General features: G+C 51.1%; 18 protein-coding genes and 1 pseudogene. 10 read left to right on the top strand and 9 right to left on the bottom strand.

The window, feature by feature from the left end:
- Positions 1-28: 28 nt before the first annotated feature.
- The gene (locus tag BMX00_RS14755; protein WP_218141533.1) at positions 29-430 is read right to left on the bottom strand and encodes a hypothetical protein; all 402 of its coding nucleotides are present in this window, start codon (positions 428-430) and stop codon (positions 29-31) included.
- A gap of 328 nt (positions 431-758) precedes the next feature.
- On the opposite strand from BMX00_RS14755, the gene BMX00_RS10230 reads away from it, so the two are divergent.
- From BMX00_RS10230 to BMX00_RS10220, 3 genes are all read left to right on the top strand, one after another.
- Complete coding sequence (locus tag BMX00_RS10230; RefSeq protein ID WP_090828921.1) at positions 759-1,784, top strand: hypothetical protein; 1,026 nt, start codon at positions 759-761, stop codon at positions 1,782-1,784.
- A 106-nt stretch (positions 1,785-1,890) separates the two neighbouring features.
- Positions 1,891-2,658 carry an FRG domain-containing protein gene (locus tag BMX00_RS10225; RefSeq protein ID WP_090828920.1) on the top strand — a complete coding sequence of 256 codons (768 nt, stop codon included), beginning with the start codon at positions 1,891-1,893 and terminating at the stop codon, positions 2,656-2,658.
- Positions 2,648-3,775 carry a hypothetical protein gene (locus BMX00_RS10220; protein ID WP_090828919.1) on the top strand — a complete coding sequence of 376 codons (1,128 nt, stop codon included), beginning with the start codon at positions 2,648-2,650 and terminating at the stop codon, positions 3,773-3,775. Before BMX00_RS10225 ends, BMX00_RS10220 begins: the two co-directional genes overlap by 11 nt.
- A 28-nt stretch (positions 3,776-3,803) precedes the next feature.
- Here the strand turns inward: BMX00_RS10220 and BMX00_RS14590 are convergent, their stop codons facing one another.
- Both BMX00_RS14590 and BMX00_RS10210 read right to left on the bottom strand, forming a co-directional pair.
- A complete protein-coding gene (locus BMX00_RS14590) occupies positions 3,804-3,968 on the bottom strand; it encodes a hypothetical protein (RefSeq protein ID WP_177171835.1) in 165 nt (54 codons plus the stop codon).
- 175 nt (positions 3,969-4,143) lie between these two features.
- Positions 4,144-4,362: pseudogene (locus BMX00_RS10210) on the bottom strand (integrase core domain-containing protein); the annotation flags it as partial.
- A 760-nt stretch (positions 4,363-5,122) separates the two neighbouring features.
- On the opposite strand from BMX00_RS10210, the gene BMX00_RS10205 reads away from it, so the two are divergent.
- The 4 genes from BMX00_RS10205 to BMX00_RS10180 all read left to right on the top strand — a co-directional run bounded on the left by BMX00_RS10205 (position 5,123) and on the right by BMX00_RS10180 (position 11,598).
- Positions 5,123-6,847, top strand: coding sequence for an FAD-dependent oxidoreductase (locus BMX00_RS10205; protein ID WP_245728009.1), 1,725 nt, complete (start codon positions 5,123-5,125; stop codon positions 6,845-6,847).
- Between the two features lie 1,478 nt (positions 6,848-8,325).
- Entirely contained in the window at positions 8,326-8,532 is a 207-nt protein-coding gene (locus BMX00_RS10200) for a hypothetical protein (protein ID WP_090828915.1), read from the top strand.
- 2,060 nt (positions 8,533-10,592) lie between these two features.
- The gene (locus tag BMX00_RS14585) at positions 10,593-10,868 is read left to right on the top strand and encodes a hypothetical protein (RefSeq protein ID WP_090828912.1); all 276 of its coding nucleotides are present in this window, start codon (positions 10,593-10,595) and stop codon (positions 10,866-10,868) included.
- Entirely contained in the window at positions 10,816-11,598 is a 783-nt protein-coding gene (locus BMX00_RS10180; RefSeq protein ID WP_090828911.1) for an N-acyl homoserine lactonase family protein, read from the top strand. Before BMX00_RS14585 ends, BMX00_RS10180 begins: the two co-directional genes overlap by 53 nt.
- Positions 11,599-11,684: 86 nt before the next feature.
- On the opposite strand, the gene BMX00_RS10175 is transcribed toward BMX00_RS10180, so the two are convergent.
- Entirely contained in the window at positions 11,685-12,113 is a 429-nt protein-coding gene (locus BMX00_RS10175; protein ID WP_090828910.1) for a hypothetical protein, read from the bottom strand.
- A gap of 411 nt (positions 12,114-12,524) precedes the next feature.
- Between BMX00_RS10175 and BMX00_RS10170 the strand changes: the two genes are divergently transcribed.
- Positions 12,525-13,166 (top strand): helix-turn-helix transcriptional regulator, encoded by a 642-nt coding sequence (locus BMX00_RS10170; RefSeq protein ID WP_090828909.1) that lies wholly within the window; start codon positions 12,525-12,527, stop codon positions 13,164-13,166.
- A gap of 483 nt (positions 13,167-13,649) precedes the next feature.
- Here the strand turns inward: BMX00_RS10170 and pgl are convergent, their stop codons facing one another.
- The 5 genes from pgl to gloB all read right to left on the bottom strand — a co-directional run bounded on the left by pgl (position 13,650) and on the right by gloB (position 18,659).
- Positions 13,650-14,351 (bottom strand): 6-phosphogluconolactonase, encoded by a 702-nt coding sequence (gene pgl / locus BMX00_RS10165; RefSeq protein WP_090828908.1) that lies wholly within the window; start codon positions 14,349-14,351, stop codon positions 13,650-13,652.
- 96 nt (positions 14,352-14,447) lie between these two features.
- Complete coding sequence (locus BMX00_RS10160) at positions 14,448-14,852, bottom strand: DoxX family protein (protein WP_090828907.1); 405 nt, start codon at positions 14,850-14,852, stop codon at positions 14,448-14,450.
- 579 nt (positions 14,853-15,431) lie between these two features.
- Positions 15,432-16,337, bottom strand: a complete 906-nt coding sequence (gnd, locus tag BMX00_RS10155; protein WP_090828906.1) for a phosphogluconate dehydrogenase (NAD(+)-dependent, decarboxylating) — start codon at positions 16,335-16,337, stop codon at positions 15,432-15,434.
- 48 nt (positions 16,338-16,385) lie between these two features.
- Entirely contained in the window at positions 16,386-17,522 is a 1,137-nt protein-coding gene (gene tal / locus BMX00_RS10150) for a transaldolase (protein WP_090828905.1), read from the bottom strand.
- Between the two features lie 351 nt (positions 17,523-17,873).
- Entirely contained in the window at positions 17,874-18,659 is a 786-nt protein-coding gene (gloB, locus tag BMX00_RS10145; RefSeq protein WP_090828904.1) for a hydroxyacylglutathione hydrolase, read from the bottom strand.
- A gap of 161 nt (positions 18,660-18,820) precedes the next feature.
- Here gloB and BMX00_RS10140 point away from each other — a divergent pair, with 161 nt between their 5' ends.
- Both BMX00_RS10140 and rnhA read left to right on the top strand, forming a co-directional pair.
- Positions 18,821-19,612, top strand: a complete 792-nt coding sequence (locus BMX00_RS10140) for a class I SAM-dependent methyltransferase (RefSeq protein ID WP_090828903.1) — start codon at positions 18,821-18,823, stop codon at positions 19,610-19,612.
- Positions 19,609-20,085, top strand: coding sequence for a ribonuclease HI (gene rnhA, locus BMX00_RS10135; protein WP_090828902.1), 477 nt, complete (start codon positions 19,609-19,611; stop codon positions 20,083-20,085). The genes BMX00_RS10140 and rnhA overlap by 4 nt, the downstream gene beginning before the upstream one ends.
- The last annotated feature ends 74 nt before the right edge of the window (positions 20,086-20,159 follow it).

The raw sequence follows: 20,159 nt of genomic DNA, 5'->3' as shown, positions 1-20,159 counted from the left end.
TGCAGTTCCTTGATGACTGGCTGGCTGCTCAGCGGAAGAAACAACTGTCAGCGTAAATCACACCTGTTGGAAGACGAAAAACCAAGGGAACCTCAGTCGGGTACTTGCCGCTGTAGAAATTCAGGTGGGACGCGCGCAGCATGACCCGCTCCCGATTGTCGGAGTATTCAAGCTCGGCTTTTTGGAAATTCTCGGCGTTGTTTTCGCAGTAGTAGTGAACGACACGGGCAACTCTCTGGCTTGGGGTAACAACGAAATCGCCGGGGGCAAAGACGGGTTTTTGCATGATGTCGCTCTTGTGAGCAGTAATTGATCCCAACAAGAAAACTAGAAAACAAGTTTTCTTCTCACAGGCGCTGGCCAATTTACCTTTGGGATGTTTGGGACCAGATGCACGATCATAAGCTCCCTGTCCGGCTCGTTCAAACAAGTCCCCTTACATTGCCACGTCAAATTTGCGCTACGGTGGATTTGAGGAGGTCGTTATATGAATTTCGGTAAAATCCTTCCGATCATCGTTCCCAAACCCCTTCATCTCGGGAATAACTGGTTATTACCCTCAAACTCAAATCGTATAGATGAACTTGACTACAGCTTTCTCCACCCGCGGCAGGTCGTGTCAAAAAGAAATAACATAGCTCTGCCGAGGGCCTCATTCAGGTGTGGGCTTTTTCGCCCGCCCATCGTCGTTCTGAAAATCCAGTTCATTTGGGCGCAAGAGATAGAGGGCGATAGCATCTGTGGGCGTTTAATAGGGAATGTATTCAACAAAAGAAGATAAAGTGAGTTTTATCCTACCAAGCTTGTTTGCGTTTGGCCGCATCAATAGCGAAAAATACCCGATAGAGTTGAACTCAATTGGTGAATATCTCGCGAGCTGTCGCAAATATGAAAGGATTGAGATTCAGCCGCTCATAATCCAGACAGAAGAAACAGAAGAATCCTTAGAGCGTGGCTGGATTTTTAGCCCTCGCATCGGCTATTCGCTGGTTGCCAGCTACCAGGGGCTGTATGAAATACGACTTCGGGATCCCGATTTTGATGCATCGAATCTCACTGATGCGCTGCACGGCATGATGGCAGTACTGGGTGGACCACCTTCGGAGGAGTTGTTTGTCATTCCTGTAGCGGAAAATAGCATTCCTCCGTCACGAATTATAAGTCTCGATGAGGCTGTTAAATTCTATAGAGACATGTTGCCGCATGCGTCCGCTGCCCGTGATGATAATGACTCTATATTTCGCGGCAGGTGGGGTCGAACTCCAGATTTTGATGCTGCTCTGTGGCAGTTGGTGGCAAACGTTATCGGTGATGAAGAATTGGTTTATGCTTCTCTTTTTCTCCGGGTTGCCGTAGAGAAGTACTCATTCTCAGGCGATGAGGTGGAGGATGTCATACTGCGTCACGAGGAAGTACCCAGTCGAATACTGAAGGCGATTGATGTAGAAAATGGCATTCATAATGCTTATAAGATAGTTGAAGCGATATACGGCGGAACGCTGCCTTCAGACTGGCGTAAGGTTGCACGTTGCTTGGCGGAGCAAGGCATAGATACCGCTGAACTCGCTGGATATACCATGCATGGTATTTTTCGACGTGAACCGATACTTGAGAAGATTAAACGCTTAAAGCATGCCAGGGATGATCGAGCCGCTCATGGAAGGATCCATGAGAACCGCCGAAATACTTATTATGAGCTAATGGACTACCAAGAACTCGTTAGAAATCTTTTGATCAAGCGCATACAAACGAAATATCCTGGCACCCTAAACCTATCGGAGTGACAAAACTTTTGCCAGACCAATTGGAGCGGCAAGTGCTCGCGTTTCAAGTTGCCTGCGAGCCGCGCGCCGACTGTTATTTGTTTACTGACTATTCGGTTCCCGCAGGATGACGCAAATCGATTCTGTGCGGACCCTATTGAGGATTTTGGACACCGTTTGTCCCGAAGCGGAGCTGTTTAGGGGTCAAGCGCGGGATTGGCCACTTTTGCCCGGCATCGGACGATACCCGCAGGTTGTCGATGGGTATGATAACTGGGGTGGGCTTCATGAACATATCATAGAGCGCTTCCTGCGTCTCGGCCGCCCGTTCTTCTCCGAATACCCAAGGAACGACTCCGAAGCCTGGGTCTTAGCCCAACACCACGGCCTGCCCACACGTTTACTGGATGCGACCTCAAATCCGCTTAAGGCTTTATTTTTTGCGGTTAATAATCCTGCCGATGACTCAAGCGACGGAGTTCTCTGGGCCTTTTCATACGATAGTTGGCGAGAGGATCTAGATGCCACAACTCGTTACTCTTGGGATACCGAGCTTATTCCATTCCTTCCCCCACAGATACCCAATCCGCGGCTTATGGCACAGGAAGGGGCATTTCTATCTTACCCGCTACCAAACAATTGCGACCCGTTAATACCTGTGGACGGGCTTGCGAAAAATGAATTACGGCTATTTAAACTCGTCGTTCCTGCTGCGGCTAAAAGGAATATGCGTCGGGAGCTAGCAGTACTGGGCGTTCAATACAGACTTCTTTTCCCAGATTTGGACGGAATTGCGCGCAATATAAAACTTACAGAGTTGGAGGAGCATCAGCCGCTGCAGCCGATCTCAGGGGGGCAACCGTATAGACTAAACAACCATACTGATGAACCCTAATATCAGCTTTGCCCCTCATAGTGCTTCTATGTACAAGACGACGGACGATGGTTCTGTCCTTGATGAGACCGGAAAGGTTCTTTACTTCAGTGTAGCGAGATTTGTCCACGACATCTGCATGGGTAATTGTTGTTTTATCTGTGGCGCTTCGCCCGATAGCACGAAGTTCAATAACGAACACATTCTACCTAGATGGCTTCTTAAACGTTACAACTTGTACTCCAGACAAATTACTCTTCCCAATCTCACAGGATATAACTACGGACAGTACGTCATTCCATGTTGTCAAAACTGTAATGCATTGTTGGGTAGGAAAATTGAGGAGCCGCTCAGAAAACTAGTCAGTGAAGGATCTGCCGCCGTAAACGAATACGTTAGAAAAGAAGGACCTTGGCTAATCTTTCTCTGGCAGTGCCTGATTTTTCTCAAGACGCATTTAAAAGATAAGAATCTTCCGCTAAATCGTGACAGAAGAAGTGGCAACGAAATGATCGGCGAAATTTATGAATGGAAGCTTCTTCATCACATTCATTCCGTTGCGCGCTCCATATATACCGGAGCGAAATTGTCCCCAGAAATCCTTGGTTCTTTTCTTCTTATCCCCGCGAAGGTTCACGAGCATTTCGAGGGATTTGATTACGGTGACCTTTACATAACCGGCAGTTCATTGCTTCAATTAGATGACATGTGTTTTATTTCCGTTCTAAATGATGCCAACGGAGCATTATGCAGCTTAGATAGCACGCTACAGAAAATTAATGGGCCATTATCGCCGCTACAAACGAGAGAAGTGTTTGCACGCCTGTCATACATCAATTTAAAGCTTAAGAATCGACCTCAGTTTTTCTCGGACTTTAACCATCCGGCAGGTTATCGAATAATTGGGACGCGTCATTCACATGTTGCATTGCTTGATCCGAGGAACGAGGAGTTCGGGCAAATATTCTATTACGCTACGAGTCAGATCTTGGCTTTCATGGAAAATGAAAACAAGGAGCAGATAGAAGAACACGTTCGTAACGGTAACTACACATTCTTGTTCGATAGGGAGGGTCATTTCATCAAAGACTCAATGGTCCGGCGAGAAACGAACGATCCGCATGAGCGGAGCCATTAAGTGTAGTAGTCGCGATCTCATCTGACAGTTACCCGATTTCATATACAGCCGGAAAGTAAACCCGTTCCTTTGTCCACAGCGTGAAAGGTTTATCTTCTATAGTGCCGTAACTGTCGTCGAATTCCGCCAATAGGTCATCTTCAGACAGAGTGCAACGAACGACATCCTCACAAGACTCATTTCTTTGTTCCATTGCCTCTGATATAAGATTTTTCCAGCAAGTCTTCACCATTTATTCTCCTATCATTTATCCAACTACTTCGAGCTTTGCTAAGCTTGCCCTAATTGTCATGAAATTTACGCTAAGGCAACGTTTAAGTATGGCAAGAGCAAATGTGACGTCCCCCCAATTCTGCTGGGATTCAAAACTAGAATCTGGCCGCTTCTGGCAGTCTGACCTGCTTGGTTTTAACGTATTCGCTTGGGGTCAGTTTTCCAAGCGAACCGTGGGGTCTGTGATCATTATAGTCGCGTCGCCACGCTTCGATGATACGTTGTGCCTGCTCCAGGGATTCAAATTCGTGCGTATTCAGACATTCGTCGCGCAGCCTGCCATTGAATGACTCGCAAAGCCCGTTGTCCGTAGGGTCCGCAATCACCATTGTTGCCACGCCGATTCGCGAGGGTCATCGCTGACATATTTCCCCTTGCGGCTGTGAACCAGCCCCAACTGTATAGCACCTGTTCAAAACGGCGTATATGAACTTTGCGTAATGCCCGCCGCCACCAATACTCATCCGCAAGGCGGGCTAGAACTCCTCCTATGATTTGACGTCTCGAGTCGTGCAATAACGTGTGGTAAATCGGTAAATCTCCTTTTCTATCGTTGACAAACGCTAATCCTATACGCAGTATTAGCATGACCGTCCGGCTAGTTCTTGATTTGATGACGGATAACGAAGGGATAAGGAATATATGGGATGAGGTTGTTCAACCAACCATTGAGGGAATAGCACGCGCGAAGCGGCCGCTCAAATGAATGAAATGGCCCTCCGATATTGCGCGAGGTAGAGGAACAGGGTGCTTGTATGCCCGCATTTTGCTGTCGGGTGCAACGGATTTTTCGCTATACAACTCCCGCAGGTGTACCTCTGCCTGCCCTTTAGGCCAGTCTGCTCGTACCCCTGAACCTGGAAAACTAACACTTACCCAGGTGAGAGATGAAGCCAGTCGTCTGCGAGCAAAACGCACAAGCGAACGATCGTGACCTGGGGTGGCGCAGACTTTGCTCGTTTCACAGAATGGATTGCATGCAAGTATCCGGCGTTTGGGAAATTTCAGTTCCCCAATGGAATTCCGCATGATAGGTGTCAATAAATGGAAAGGCTCTGAAGATCCGTTATAAAAGTGGATGACATTTCAGCCAATGCAGCGGATATACCGTTGCCACCAAGTCTGGCATCGCGCCGCGAGCAGATATTCCCAACGCTTGCCACCACAGAAATTAATCGGCTACGGCGTTTTGGCACGGTGCATGTCTGGCAGCCTGGCGAAATAATATTCGATCCCAGCAGTCCCGGAGCTGGCATGTTCGTTTTGCTGCAGGGGCGCATACTGACTACCCGTAAAAATGGCCTCGGGATTGAGATTCCCGTGGTTGAAAGCGGGCCGGGTAACTTTACGGGAGAGGTCGGCCAGCTTTCGGGTCGGCCTGCGCTTGCTTACGGACGCGCCCTTGGGGTAGTCGAAGCACTGGTGATAGATCCTCCTTCCTTGCGCGCTGTGGTCGTGGCCGAGGCCGAGCTCGGGGAACGCATTATGAGAGCTCTGATCCTGCGGCGCATGGGATTGATCGAAACCGGCGGAGGTGGCCCGCTACTAATTGGTCCCCCCGGCACGGCGGGCATGGTGCGGTTGCAGGGATTTCTTTCAAGGAACGGTCATCCTCATCTGGTGCTGGATCCGGCGCTGGATAGTGTTGCGGAAGATGTGATGAAGCTTCACCAACCGCATCCAAATGAATTGCCGCTCGTTGTTTGTCCCGATGGAACGGTGCTTAAATGCCCCACCGAAAGGGAACTTGCGCATCGCCTCGGCTTGTATATCGAGTTAAACGCCGAAGATGTCTATGACGTGGCGATCGTCGGCGCCGGCCCCGCGGGCCTTGCTGCTGCGGTATATGCTGCATCGGAAGGGCTTTCCGTACTTGTGCTCGACACCCATTCATTCGGCGGTCAGGCGGGCGCAAGTTCGAGAATCGAAAATTACCTCGGTTTCCCGACCGGTATCTCTGGCCAGGCGCTCGCCGGACGCGCCTATGTACAGGCTCAGAAATTTGGTGCCAAAATGGTGGTGCCCGTCAAAGCAATGGCGCTTGATTGCTCGGGCTTTCCCTACGCGCTCCAGCTCGATTGTGGCGTACGTATTTCGGCAAAAACCGTGATTATTGCGACGGGCGCAAGATATCGACGTCCCGCCATACCCGAACTAGAAAAATACGAGGGTCGTGGAGTCTATTACTGGGTGTCGCCGATCGAGGCAGCACTATGCAGGCAGGAAGAAGTCGTGTTGGTTGGTGGGGGAAATTCGGCCGGGCAGGCAATAGTATTTCTGGCGAGCCACGCGGCGCACGTGCATCATTTGATTCGCGGTCCCGATCTTACAAAAAGCATGTCGAAATATCTCATCGACCGTATCGGGTCGCTGACGAATGTGACGCTGTATCCAGAGTCAGAGATTGTGTCAATCGAAGGCTGCGAAGAAGGTGTGGGTGGCGTTCAGTGGCACAATCGCAAAGACGGCAGCAAACAGACTAAATCTCTCCAGCGCATTTTTCTGTTCGTGGGTGCCGATCCCAACACGGACTGGCTTGAAAACTGCGGCGTGAAAGTCAATGACAAGGGGTTCGTTTGTACCGGTAGCGACCTGCCGTCGATCGACTTCGAGCGGACGGCGCATTCCCAAAACGACTATCGTCCCCTGTCGCTCGAGACTTCGATACGGGGAGTGTTCGCAATCGGCGATGTGCGTGCCAGCTCTACCAAACGTGTCGCCGCCGCGGTCGGAGAAGGCGCCAGCGTAGTCGTGCAGGTTCATGCTCGGCTTGCGGCGGGTAAAGCTATTCCTGCTTAATTTATATGGAGGCCGGGTGCTTCGCACCCTCTGGTGGGAATATGATTTACCGTTCCCCGCAGATTCAATGTAGGCGCCGTCCATTTGGCTTTCAGTCTTTTTACAAGGTGTTCAGTCCTACTGATCGGGTATTGAATGTACAAGGCTCGATCTAGGCGTTCGCTGAAATAATGCTTTTAAAGGATCGGCGGCATGTCGCCAGCGGGGACCTTGTCCTCTTGGCCATAGTTCTTTCGCTACATCATTACGGATGATCAGTAGACGCTTAGCGTTGAAGGCTGTAGTCGACGGCAGCGGAAAGTAAGGCAACAGTATTGTGCAGGTGCTCCGGAGAAGGCAGTCAACGATGCAATCGAAGTTCTCAAATATCAATCCAAGTCCTCGAACACTTTGATAACATTCCGGACGCCGCCTGTGGATGTTTAATTCCGCCAGCAGTTTAAAGGTTATTCCTGGGGTGGTTTATGAGCTATCGGAGGAATGCTTACAAATCCAGGGGAAAATTTTCCTTGACATTTCACAGTAATCCACATCCGTGACAAGAATGACCTACTCCTTCAAAATTGCATCACGCAAACCCGCATGAACTCTGGCTTTACACATATGTTACTGATATTAAAAGATATTTATATAGTTCAAAAAATAGCCAAAAATGAAAATATTGTTACAAAAAGGTGACTTACCGGCTGTGTTCATAGCTTATCAACAAACTTATCCACAGCAATTGTGGACAACAAAACGTATCCGCAATCGAGCAATCGCTACAGAGGCGCCACAAACCCTTAAGTAGTCGGCTCGTGATTTACGGCGTACTTCTTTTATGCGACCCTAACAGCGGCTCGTGCCCTTTAACCCCCAATTGCTATCGTTGTCTGCGTAAGCCCTCAGGTAGCGAATATCATTAACCTTCCCGCCGCTATCCATAACGGGGGGAACCCCTGTCATCTTCTCCTGCGTACGACCTGTTTTGCTATAGCGGAAAAGTCATCGGAATTGTGCCGCTGCAATCCGGTACTGTACGTTGGCGTACCGATAACATCGAAGGATAGGCGTATTGTTACCGCATAGCATGTGCTGGATTGGATTGTTAAACGCGAGACGTTTAATGAACTATTCCTCAGTATTCAGAAAGACATGCCATATTTCTTATCAATTTCTGTTGGGCTGATATTCAGCGCCGTCTGTTTGATAAGTGCCCTTTTCCACGCCGGATCTGGTACATGTCCAAGGAACGCCAGGTAAGAAAAGGATCAAGAGGAAAAAGTCGGTGGGCAATCTTCTACTGACCGTGAAAACCAGGGAAAAATCTGGCCGGCGCTAGTTTTAACGACCTCCGTATTTACGAAGCAGCACCGATCTTATGTGCGGTACCGAACATATTCCCCGCGTAAACATCATCACAATGCCGCTCATTCTTAAGCGCCGGACTGGTTTCTTTCTCTAACTGTCCGTTTTTCTCAATTTAAAGGAAATCAATCTTGTTAAAAAAACGTCGGTATGTTGATCTGTTCGGTTATACGCCAGAAGAGTTTGATGATTTGTTGGAACGTAGTACCAACAAAATACTCCGCTCTACCGGGAAACCCGTGAATGAGTTAGACATGCAAACGGTCTTTACGGCTTATGAAAATGAGGCCCGCAAGCTTCCCCGCCGGCGGTTTCGTGAAACGCGGACTATGAGCTAATGTTCCTAGCTCATCGGCGAGGAAATATTTCTGATTACTTGCATTTCTCGGGAAGCGCTGAAAGAAGTATTTTATAGAGTCAGGAATACTCCTTGGAAACCCGCTGAAAGGCGGGTTTTCTTATTGGGATTGAGATAGATGAAACAGTGAAGCCTGCCACTGCCGTTTCGGAGCCTGAGCGCTACGCAATTCTTCTGGCGGACCTCGGTCGGTCGGTTTTATCGCCCATCGTAAGAACAAGCTTAAAGGCTCGGCAAGGCAGAGCCAATTTGAGATTATCTTTCTCGGACAACCCGCCCTCAGGCGGGTTTTTTATTGGACAAATGGAATGCTTGTGGTCCAGCTATTACCGCGTTAGTCCTTGGTATTGCCGAGAAGAGCATATAAAAAATGGCCCCGAGAGCGGGGAGGATTCGGCAATAAAAAAGCCCGGCGAGAACGGTCTCTGCCGGGCTATGGTATCTACATGGGTTAGACACCAGTGACGCCCAAGGGGTAGGCGTCATAAACACGATCTCACAAGAGTGTGTCGGGTTCGTGACAGGGCATGGCAGGAAACGAAAAAATGTAACAACTCTCAAGCATGATGTGGTCTCGACCATTTAATTATCCGAAAGGATCTGCCATGGACCGCATCATTACCTGGGGAACATTTATTTTTATCCTTATTGTTGGGTTAGGTGTTGTTGCCTCATGAAAGATCAACTCCCCGAGGCGGGTGGAAAGCGACAGTAAATGTCCACACGAAGGCGATTTTTTTAAAAGGCCGGGGAAGAAGCTCCTGCGGCTTATCGCACCGATTCAAAGGGAAGAGGACGGACGAGGCAGTTGTAGATAACCACGAGGAGATCACCATGAATATCCGCTGGCTGGTATTTTGGGTTACATACATTTTTGCACTCATCGCGGGTTTTGGCTTACCGGGAGTAAGTTAGAGCAAATTTAGAGCTGAGATAAAACAATACGCCGAGGCGGAATTGGCGCGCTACCGGTCATACCGCTATCTTGTCATACCATTTATAAACAAGAGCCGCTTGGGACGGGTAGGGGAGCAAAACTAATCAGCAAAACCATAAAGAAAGCATGGCCATTTGGAGTACACTGGAACGTGTGCTCCTCTTTAACTTCAGGAAAGGGTTTGGCTATGAAGTTCCAGTGGCTTAAGGATGATCTAAAAGACAATCACTTGTTATGCATCGCTACAAACAGAAGCTTATTCTTTCGTGGAACGCTTTCGCCGGAATTTGAAGGTAAGAGATTATGGCAGCCCTTCCCGAAAGGGGAACCGCAAGAGGTTCACGGGGATCTGGTAAGCGCCCAGCGCCGCTGCGAGGTGTTGGCTGAAGAGTTAGGCGAAACTTTAGTAGCCCAGTGGGTAGATTAGGCAAGGGCAATAGCAAGGGCAATAAAAACCCGCTCAAGCGGGCTCAAACTTTCTTCCTCATTTCTTCGAATTTATCAGTTCGAGTGTCAGCGCATTCGCCATCGTAGAGCACCAGGTCCAGCCGTTATCATTCCCCAGCTCCGAGTTCTGAGACCGTTATTTCACTGGAAAAAAATTTAATCATTTGGGGAATTTTTTAACTTGGCTAGCGTCAAAGGTTAGCGTGGACTCCGTTCATAGACCACGTTCTTTGGATGAAGAGATGTTTTTGAAGGTGTTTGCTGACCTGACTGAGCAAGTGCGAGGGGTGGGATACTTGGATCAGTCAGGCAGTTTTCTTGAACATTCACTCCTTACGGAGGTAATCATGGAAATGGCAATTCTCGTAATAGGTGTAGGCGCCGCGGCTCTTTGGTTTTTTCTGACAAAGGATAAACCATCAGACAAGGATCATTCCTTAAAACCTTGAGTAGAGCTATTGGCAAGATATCTTCTGACTAAAATACACGCAACTTAGAATTAATCATTCAATCGGCCGGTGCTCTGGGAACGCTTGTGCGTGCCCGGTGCACCGGCTTCCTGTTGGCGCGGTGGAATACAGCTCGGTACTGTTCGATCTTATAGTTTGGGTCGGTATTTCCCGATTAAGGTAACATAGCAAAGCTAAATCGGGGGAATGATGGTTGATAGCAAGCTCCTAATCGCCGGCTCTGCAATTTTAATCGGTCTGGTATGGCTGGGTGCCTGGATTTTCAAGAAAATCAGGCGCGGAGAAATTGTCATCGGTTTCCATACTGCCCTGCTGGCATTGCTTGTGGCTATCCTGGTCGTGCCTTTTGCAATGAATTTTTCCGCTCATCTGCTCTCCAACGCGATGCAGCACTCATCAGGAGCCCAACATGCCGGGCAACCCGAAGATCTGGCCCCTGCTCACAGGCACGATTCGCTATGAGAAGAGCCTTTCAACACGCAACCGCGGTTATGGCCAATTCATCGATGCGCCGATTCTCGCTTATCTGATCGAAACACCAAACGGCCGTATCCTCTACGATGTGGGATGCGATTACCAAAAGCTGGTCGATCCTGCGTTGCGCGCAAAATATTTCGACCCCATGCGTCCTACCGTGGAACCGCCTGCCATGCGGGAAGAGCAGCGTATTCCCCGGTATCTTGCACAATTGGGGCTTACGCCTTGCGATATTGATGCCGTATTCATCGGTCATTTGCATTTCGACCACGTGGGTGGCCTGGCGGATTTGCCGGGCTGTGAGGTGCACATTCAGCGGGACGAATTGATTGCGGCGCGTACGGGATCGGACGGCAGCGTATTTGCCGATGAGTTGCGGGAGGCGGACCAGTGGCGGATTCAAGCAGGCGAATATCCTGTAGCCCCAGGTGTCCATGCCATTGCCAGCCCTGGCCATACGGCTGGGCATATGTCGCTTTTTATCGAGCTAAAAAAAGGACGGCCTGTCATCCTTTGCGGAGATGCCGCTGATCTGAGTGAAAATTTATCCGAGGAAATCGCGCCGGGATCCTGCTGGCAAGATAATGACGCCCTGGCCTTGACGAGTATTCGCAAGCTCAAGGAGCTTGCCTGCAAGGAACGCGCTCAGCTCTGGCCCAACCATGACATCCATTTTTTCAAGTGCCTGCCGAGCTTTCCCGCGTGGCGGGATTGAGATTGAATTAGCGGCTAATTAATATGATGACGTAATGACTAAAAGTCGAGGTGGGGTCCCGACGAAGTCTGATGACTCGATGATGTTCAGTTACGTATCTTGCTCGGTTTGGAAACATCGACTACTTTACCTTCGCGACCTGCAAACTCGCGTTTCGCCATTTCGGATGCCATTTGCCGGTGGAGCGCGGCTTCTTTGACGTTTTCCTCTGCCGATTCCTCATATTTGCGTACCAGTGCCGCGGTATGCGATTTCAAATCCTGGGCCTGCCGGCCATACAGGTAGCCTTTTTCTTCATAATGCTCAAGTAGCTCTTTCTGCTCTGCGGCTTTTGTTTGCATTTCTCTTGCTGCGTTCTCAAAGTACCTCGACAGGGCATCGTGGTCGCTACGTGTTCGGGCGTTCTGGGCAGCTTTACGAATGGTGGGATTTTGAACCGCGTCGTGCGGGCTCATCTGAGCGCAGGCAGCCAATAAACCTATTGACAGTACCGCAAAAAATATCCTTGTATTCATACTGCGCCCTCCTTTAAAATCAGCCAATCAGAACCCGAAAAGGACAGCCAGAATGGCGATCGATGCGCCCGAGGCCAGTAAACCGAGAGACACTGCAACGAAAGATGACCTTGTTTTCATGCCGAATCCTCACTAGAATCAACAACGTGGTGGAGGCAAGTGGATAAAACTGAAGCTGAAGCGTTGTGAAGCGATAGTGAGGAAAGTATAAAAAACATGTGGCAATTTGTCAACTATTTTATGTTTAAAGTGTCTTAAGTAAGGAAGGTTTTTAGGAAGGGTTTTTTTTATAAGGATTCCTAGAGGGTTCTATAATGAAAGGGGTGTTCCAAGAGGTTCTATAATATTTCTAATAACGAAACTATGTATTTCTTGGAATTACGGGACGGGAGGAGCGAGAGGAAAATCTAGATGCTAAATACAATGGGTGAAAGGCAGAAACAACTGCTGAAACTGTTGCGCGGAACTAAGTCCGGCCTAAGTGTGGATGAGCTTTCTAAAGGGCTTGAGATTACGCGCAATGCGGTACGGCAACATCTTGCCTCGTTGGAAGCAGCGGGACTGGTAACTACCGGTCCCACACGTCCGTCGGGAGGAGGGCGCCCGCAACAACTTTATGTTCTTACGGAGCTTGGCTCAGAAAGTTTTCCGCGTCAATACTCATGGCTTGCGCAGTTGGTGGTGGCATCGGTTCAGCGTGAAGAAGGTGCCGCTAACATGGGTAAACGTTTAAATGAAATTGGTGCAGGCGTGGCGCAACAGTTGCGCAGCCAATATCCGAATCTGTCTACGCACGAGGAGAAGGTCGAGAAGCTTGCCGAAGTAATGGATCAGCTCGGTTACAACGCAAAAGATATCACACTACCCGGTGGTGAGCCCATAATTGAAGCCGATAACTGTGTGTTTCACCGAATGGCGGTAAAAGATACCGAGATCTGTCACTTGGATCGGGGCCTGATGGAAACTTTTACCGACAGCAAGATTGAGCAGGAAGAATGCATGGCCCGTGGCGGAAACGTATGCAGGTTCCGATTTCTGCCTAAAGGAGAATAGTAGTAGAGAATAGTAGTAATCAGCTTGTCCCACCATCTTATCCCCTGAATCTGCCTGCCGCGCTGCGGATGGTTCCGGGGATCTTTACACCGCAGATTTGATTATCGCCTGGACGCTGGCTCATTTCGATGAGCCGCATCCGGAACTGCAGATGCCGAGATTATTTAATTAGCATATCGGCTGCTGTTTAAAGTAGAGTATATTGAAACAGGCTGGCCCTGAGCGTCCCGAGCGATATCGTCAACCAGAAACACTTCAAAACATTCTCCGAAACGTTGCTTCGGTTATGACCCGCCAAAGTAGGGTCGTCCGGCTTCTTCCCGCGCAGGTTTTCTCATGCATAATGCATATATTTACAGCATGGGTGTATGGATAATATCTCAACCTGGCTTCAATTCAATGAAGCGTTGCATGCCGTCTTCTCTGCGAGAATCTTATACCCGGCATAAAACTTCGCCGGGTTACCACAGCTCGGGCGGGCAATTATGATAACAGGGACGACTCGACCAGCACATCGACACCGTTTTCACCCATGATTGCTCGCGCCGGAATGTGCTCGCCGGCACGCCATCTTGCCACTGCTCTACGCTTCGATTCGCCGCTCACAAGGAAGATTATCTGGCGCGAGCGGTTGAGTCGCGCAACGCTGAGCGTTACGCGCTGAGGTGGGCGTACGGGTGAATTGAACACAGCGAGTGTATCAGGTGAATCAGGCGCGACGCCCCATTCATTGCCGGGGAACAGGCTGGCGGTGTGGCCATCTTTTCCGAGTCCGAGCAAGGTCAAATCGAAGGGGTCAACGCCGCGCAGGGTTTGCGCATATTCCTCTGCTGCCTTATCCGCGCGTGGCCCGCTCGGAATAATATGAATCTGTGTCCGGGGGATGGGCACGTGGTCGAGCCAGGCTTCGCCAGCCATGTGCGAGTTCAATTCTGCTTCGGTTGGCGGCACGCAGCGCTCGTCACTGAAATAGATGTGCCAGAGGGACCAATCCGTCGGGGCCGAGCGCAACCTCTGGTAGATTTCCCGAGGCGTCTCGCCGCCCGCGAGCACCAGATTGAAACGATCCCGTTCTCGAATTGAAAGCGCCGCGCTGTCGAGGATGGCGCTGACTGCGGCATCCTGCAAAGCGGCTTTATCGGCATATACGTGCCAACGGCACTGTGTGGGATCAGGCGCGTTCATAGAGTGACAATGATATACATAGAGGTTTATCCTTTTTCTTTTGTTGTGCTATCGGTGCGAATTTCTCTACAAGTGGTGAGTCTGGTTCAAGCATCTCTAGTCTGGTTTAAGCGCCAGGCGGCCGCTGCCGAGGAATAATACCGCAAGACCGGAAAATAAGTAAAACGCTTGCAGTTCCAGTGCCCAGCCACCGTTGGGGGTCAAGGTGAATAATTGGGTGCGGTGAGCCAGCATAAGCGCGAAAACCATGTTACCGAAGATGAGCAAACCGCCGAGGCGGGCATAAAACCCCAGAATAACCATCAGGGGTGCGACAACCTCACCAAGAAAAACGCCGTAGGCGAGGGACGGGGGTAAATTGATACCCGCGAGCATTTTACTGATGGAACCCAGAGACTCCGGATGGAGTAACTTGAATATCCCATGGAACAGTATCAGCCCCCCCGCGGTGAGGCGCAGAATCAGTTTACCCACGTTATCATTTCGGAAGGGGTTGTGCATTGAAAATTCCTCCTGCTTGCTGGCCGTATTTTAGACTCGAGCATGTCCGTTGGCTTGGTTTGACGTTGTCATTCATATCAAATTCTCCCAAATTCCAGTTTAGGTAAAAAGACCTGCTCTGGAATAGTTTTCGCGATCGCTACTTCCTTTTGGCCGAGGTAGATAGGAGGAGTTGATCAAACAAACGATGGATCAGTCTGAGCGAAAACTTGGAGGTTGTAACGGGATATTAGCAGGAAATGAGTATCGATCGGTTTGGGCGACAAAATTACGGTCAGGAAGCCCGGGCCAACCCACACGGCTCATCGAGAGCGGGTTCTTCGTCACCCATTGCTTACGTCAGGCAGCATAAATAGAGCTAAATAGAGCTGTTTCCGGGCGGAACGGGCTTGGGTTGCTCGCCATAGAGGAAACCTTGTTTCTTCTGTCGGTAACTCGCATGCGAATCCTAGTGGCGCGGCTTATCTATACCAGTCAGGCCCTGAGAGATGCGAAAAATTAGACGCGTCCGATTATACGGAGCCTGATCTAAAAGCCTGACGGGTTGCGCTTTGCTTCTCCACGCCCTACGCAGCTCTCCTACTTCTTCTTCATCTCATGCCCGCCAAACTGGTTGCGTAGCGCGGACAGCAGTTTGTTCGAGAACGATTCAGAATCACGCGACTGCAGCCGCTGCAATAAGGCCAACGTGATGACCGGTGCGGCAACGTTGAGATCGATCGCCTCGGCTACCGTCCAGCGTCCTTCGCCGGAATCGGCCACATAAGGGGCGATTCCGTCCAGATGAGGATTTTCCGCCAGCGCGGAAGCCGCGAGGTCGAGCAGCCAGGATTGCACCACGCTGCCGTCGCGCCAGATCTCGGCTACCTGATGCAGATCGAGATTGAATTCCGTTTTATGGCGCATGAGCGCGAAGCCTTCACCGTAGGCCTGCATCATGCCGTACTCGATGCCGTTATGAACCATTTTGGTGAAGTGCCCGGCGCCGCTGGGGCCGACGCGTCCCCAGCCTTTGTCGGGGGCAGGAGCCAGGGTTTCGAAGATGGGCCGAAGCCGGGTGACTACTTCTTCTTCGCCACCCACCATAATGCTGTACCCATTTTCAAGGCCCCACACTCCACCGCTGGTACCCGCATCCACGTAGTGAATCCGGCTCGCCTTCAGCATTTGCGCGCGGCGTTGAGTATCCTTGTAATTCGAGTTTCCACCGTCGATAATCACATCATCGGACTGGAGCAGCGGCCGCAGCGCGGCAATCGTCTCGTCCACCGCTCCACCTGCCGGGATCATCAGCCAAACCGCGCGCGGGGCTTTCAGCCTGGCGATAAGGTCTTCAAGCGATGATGCGGGGATGACGCCTTTTTCCTCCAACTGCCTGAGCGCATCCAGGTGGCGAGCGTAGCCGATCACGCGATGGCCGCCGCGCAGCAAGCGCTGGGACATGGGACCGCCCATGCGCCCCATGCCGATCATCCCAAGTTCCATCGAATTCTCCGCAGTTGCTTTAACAATTAAAAACGATACGTCAGGGATTCAGGCCGCGTGATGGCAGGTGGCAAGAATATCCTGCCGCTTGGTTTGCAGCGTGACGAGCAGCTTGTCATACGACGCGGCGAAAGCATCCACGCCGTCGTTTTGCAATTGTTCAGTAATCGCATTGAGATCGATCCCCAGATTTCCCAGCTGTGCAATATCCGCCTTGGCCTGCTCGACGCCTTCCTGAAGTGTATTACGCACCCGGCCGTGGTCGCGGAATGCCGCAAGGGTCTTGGGCGGTACGGTATTGACGGTATCGGGGCCTATCAATTCTTCCACATATAGCACATCCGAATACGCAGGGTTTTTTGTGCCCGTGCTGCCCCACAGCGGCCGCTGCACGCGCGCCCCCTTGCGGCGGAGCGCAGCGAATGGTTCACCATAAAATACCTCGCGGAAGCGCTGATAAGCGAGCTTGGCATTGGCAACGGCGATTTTGCCGCGCAGCGCGAGCCCTTCCGGAGCGCCGATTTTTTCCAGCATGGGATCGACCATGACATCGACCCGGCTTACGAAGAACGATGCAACTGAATGCGGCCATGCCTCTTTCACGCCACCTGGCGAAGAATCCGCCCAGCGGCCCAACCCGGCGATATAGGCGCGCGCCACAGCTTCATAGTGGCGCAACGAGAACATCAGGGTGACATTGACATTGATGCCTTCGCTGGTCAATTGTTCGATAGCAGGGATGCCCTCGGGGGTGGAAGGAATCTTGATCATCAGGTTGGGACGTTGCACAGCTCGCCATAGTCGCCGCGCTTCCGCGATGCTCCCCTGGGTATCGCGGGCAAGATGAGGCGAGACTTCAAGGCTGGCGTAGCCATCGCCGCCGCTTGTTCCATCATAGACCGGTCGAAGCACATCGGCCGCCATGCGAATATCCTCGACAGCCAGAGCCTCGAACAGCGCTTTTTCTGATTGCTTCTCGTTGGTTTTCAGCAGTTGGCACAGCGCATCATCGTATTCGCTACCGTGCCCGATAGCCTGCTCGAAAATCGTGGGATTACTGGTCAACCCGCGCAGGCCGTCTTCGGTAATCAGGCGCTGCAATTCGCCGCTTTTAATGAGATCGCGGCTAATATAATCCAGCCATATCGATTGGCCGTATTGCTGTAACTGTTTCAAAGGGTTCATGTCGTTTCATCCTCCTGATTGCGGTTGAGTTGATGTGACTATGTAACCCTTTTGGGGGCTACGGCCATTCTAGCGCTTATCGAAGTAAAGCATAATCCTGAGACAATTCAAGCGGTCGATCATTCAAGGACTTTATCAATAAGATTCTGGCCTATCCGAGGTGGGGAGGAAAAGAATATTCCACCCGTTAAGCGTGGGCCGCTTTTCATGCCCTTTCGTGCCCTCTGGACATGAACGAGGACCCCGGATTCCGCTTTTATGGAGGATGACATAGACTCAGCAGCTCCTCGTTGCAGAGGAGCGATGCTCGCTACGATCCGCCGAGTCTATAACAAAGGTTCTGTACGAGGATCAGAAATGATTTTTCCAGTTCCGAATTGCGGCAAATACACTCACCGGGTCGGGTAAGGGTTCACCTGCGTAATTGCTGGCATTTTTGATGATTTCCGGCTGTTGGCAGCGCAGGAATGGATTGGTGGCTTTTTCCAATCCAATGGTGGAGGGAAGGGTAGGCAGGCTCTGCTTGCGCAGCTTTTCCACGGCCGCTTCCCGTTCGATCAACGCCTGGTTGCTCGGCTCGACCACTCTGGCGAAGCGGATATTGTTCAGTGTGTATTCGTGTCCGCAATAGACCAGGGTTTCATTAGGCAGATCAGCCAGCTTCTGCAATGAGTCGGCCATTTCCTTTGCGGTACCCTCGAATAATTTCCCGCAGCCGCAGGCAAAGAGGGTGTCGCCACAAAACAGCATGTTTGCGCCATAATACGCAATGTGCCCGGCGGTATGGCCGGGGATATCCAGCACTCGGAGGCTGAGCGCGAATTCTGAAATATAAGCGCAGCCTTCCTCGCTCTCCCTGTCGTTGGACTCCTTGAGGCGATGGGTGAGCGTTGGAATCGGTTCGCCCGCAGGCCCATAGACCGGCACTGCATAGTCTCGCAGCAGCGCGGCATTTCCGCCCACATGGTCGTTATGGTGATGAGTGTTGAGAATGGCGACGAGCTTTAGACTTTCCTGCCGCAGGTAATCCAATACGGGCGCGGCATCGCCCGGGTCAACCACGGCGGCATGGTAATGATCACGGATAACCCATATATAATTATCGGTAAATGCGCGAATCGCAACAATATGCGGCATAGTCATGATAATGGCGCGGTTGAGTTAAGTAGAGGATTGCATGAAGATAGTGGGAAAATCGGTTAATGAACATTCGCCCTGGTCCCGGTTGAATCGGGGTCGCGTGCTCAGCGCGGCCGGGCTCGCGGCCTGGTTCGATTGTCCCGTCTCTGACATTATATATGCCAACACGAAATAAGCTTGCATGGTTTGAAACCTGTCTCGGCCAATATTTGCTGGAGCGGGAACAGAACTATTACGATCAGGCCGTGGCGAATGTGTTCGGCTACCATGCCATGCAGATCGGATTTCCGCAATACCCTTTTCTGCGGACCAATCGCATGCCGCTGCAATTCTGTGTCGCAATGGAAGAGGGTGCTGGGGTGCGGGGGGCTCCTGATTTCCTGCCGATCGAGACGAACAGTATCGATCTGGTACTGCTGCCACACATACTCGAATTCAGTTTCAACCCGCACCAGATCCTGCGCGAGGTGCAGCGGGTGCTGATGCCCGAGGGCCACGCTATTATCGGTGGTTTTAATCCTCGCAGCCTTTGGGGTTTGCGAGGACTCTTCGGTTCTATAGAAGACAATTTCCCTTGGCGCGGCAATTTCATCGCGCGGCCGAGACTCAAGGATTGGTTAGCCTTGCTCGATTTTGAAATTACCGAAGATCGTTTATGCTGCTATGCGCCTCCGTTCAGCCAGGAAAAATGGTTGAAGCGTTTCAGCTTTATGGAGACGGCAGGCGACCGATGGTGGCCGTTTTCCGGCGGGGTATATTTTCTGACGGCTGTCAAGCGCGTTCATGGTATGCGCGTAATCAAGCCCGAGTGGAAAGAGGTGCGGGCTGCCAGGAGGGGCATGTCTCCCATTTCTCAGAAGGCGCCGAAACCTCAGAAGTTTACCGGGGACACGTGCGGAAATGAACCGCGCAGGGCGGCGCGCAGCAGGATAGGGCAAGGCGGAGATTGAATACGAAAGGCGCCTGCGTAGTGGAGATATTCACAGACGGAGCTTGCAAAGGTAATCCGGGGGTCGGCGGCTGGGGTGCTTTGCTGCGATACAATGGGCACACGCGCGAGCTGTTCGGTGGTGAAAAGCTGACCACCAATAACCGTATGGAACTGCTTGCGGTGATCCGCGCGCTGGAAGCGCTGAAACAGCCGTGTAATGTGCGCCTGCATACCGATTCGACATACGTGCAGAAGGGCATCAGCGAATGGATACATTCATGGAAAAACCGCAATTGGCGCACCGCCGATAAGAAACCGGTCAAGAATGACGACTTATGGAAAGAGCTTGACCTGCTGACCCAGCGCCACCGAATCGAATGGCTATGGGTTCGCGGCCATTCCGGCCACGACGGCAATGAACGGGCGGATACTCTGGCTAATCTTGGAGTTCAGTCGGTGCGGGAAACCGCGCCCAATGGATCTCAGGTTTGAAATAGGAATTTTGCAAAATTTTCGATTTCACCCCCCAAAGTGAGTAATTGAAGGCACTATTACGAATGGAATGC

The organism is Nitrosovibrio tenuis, assembly GCF_900109785.1.
Taxonomy (GTDB): Bacteria; Pseudomonadota; Gammaproteobacteria; order Burkholderiales; family Nitrosomonadaceae; genus Nitrosospira; species Nitrosospira tenuis_A.
The sequence above is the reverse complement of the archived record's forward strand: the minus strand, read 5'-3'. Positions and strand labels throughout refer to the sequence as shown.

Coding starts and splice junctions, on each gene's coding strand:
- BMX00_RS10175 (WP_090828910.1), bottom strand. CDS start 12,113: ATGAATACAAGGATATTTTTTGCGGTACTGTCAATAGGTTTATTGGCT.
- BMX00_RS14585 (WP_090828912.1), top strand. CDS start 10,593: ATGATGGTTGATAGCAAGCTCCTAATCGCCGGCTCTGCAATTTTAATC.
- gnd (WP_090828906.1), bottom strand. CDS start 16,337: ATGGAACTTGGGATGATCGGCATGGGGCGCATGGGCGGTCCCATGTCC.
- BMX00_RS10140 (WP_090828903.1), top strand. CDS start 18,821: ATGCCAACACGAAATAAGCTTGCATGGTTTGAAACCTGTCTCGGCCAA.
- tal (WP_090828905.1), bottom strand. CDS start 17,522: ATGAACCCTTTGAAACAGTTACAGCAATACGGCCAATCGATATGGCTG.
- BMX00_RS10225 (WP_090828920.1), top strand. CDS start 1,891: ATGACGCAAATCGATTCTGTGCGGACCCTATTGAGGATTTTGGACACC.
- pgl (WP_090828908.1), bottom strand. CDS start 14,351: ATGAACGCGCCTGATCCCACACAGTGCCGTTGGCACGTATATGCCGAT.
- BMX00_RS10170 (WP_090828909.1), top strand. CDS start 12,525: ATGCTAAATACAATGGGTGAAAGGCAGAAACAACTGCTGAAACTGTTG.
- BMX00_RS10160 (WP_090828907.1), bottom strand. CDS start 14,852: ATGCACAACCCCTTCCGAAATGATAACGTGGGTAAACTGATTCTGCGC.
- BMX00_RS10230 (WP_090828921.1), top strand. CDS start 759: ATGTATTCAACAAAAGAAGATAAAGTGAGTTTTATCCTACCAAGCTTG.
- BMX00_RS14590 (WP_177171835.1), bottom strand. CDS start 3,968: ATGGAACAAAGAAATGAGTCTTGTGAGGATGTCGTTCGTTGCACTCTG.
- BMX00_RS10180 (WP_090828911.1), top strand. CDS start 10,816: ATGCCGGGCAACCCGAAGATCTGGCCCCTGCTCACAGGCACGATTCGC.
- gloB (WP_090828904.1), bottom strand. CDS start 18,659: ATGCCGCATATTGTTGCGATTCGCGCATTTACCGATAATTATATATGG.
- BMX00_RS10220 (WP_090828919.1), top strand. CDS start 2,648: ATGAACCCTAATATCAGCTTTGCCCCTCATAGTGCTTCTATGTACAAG.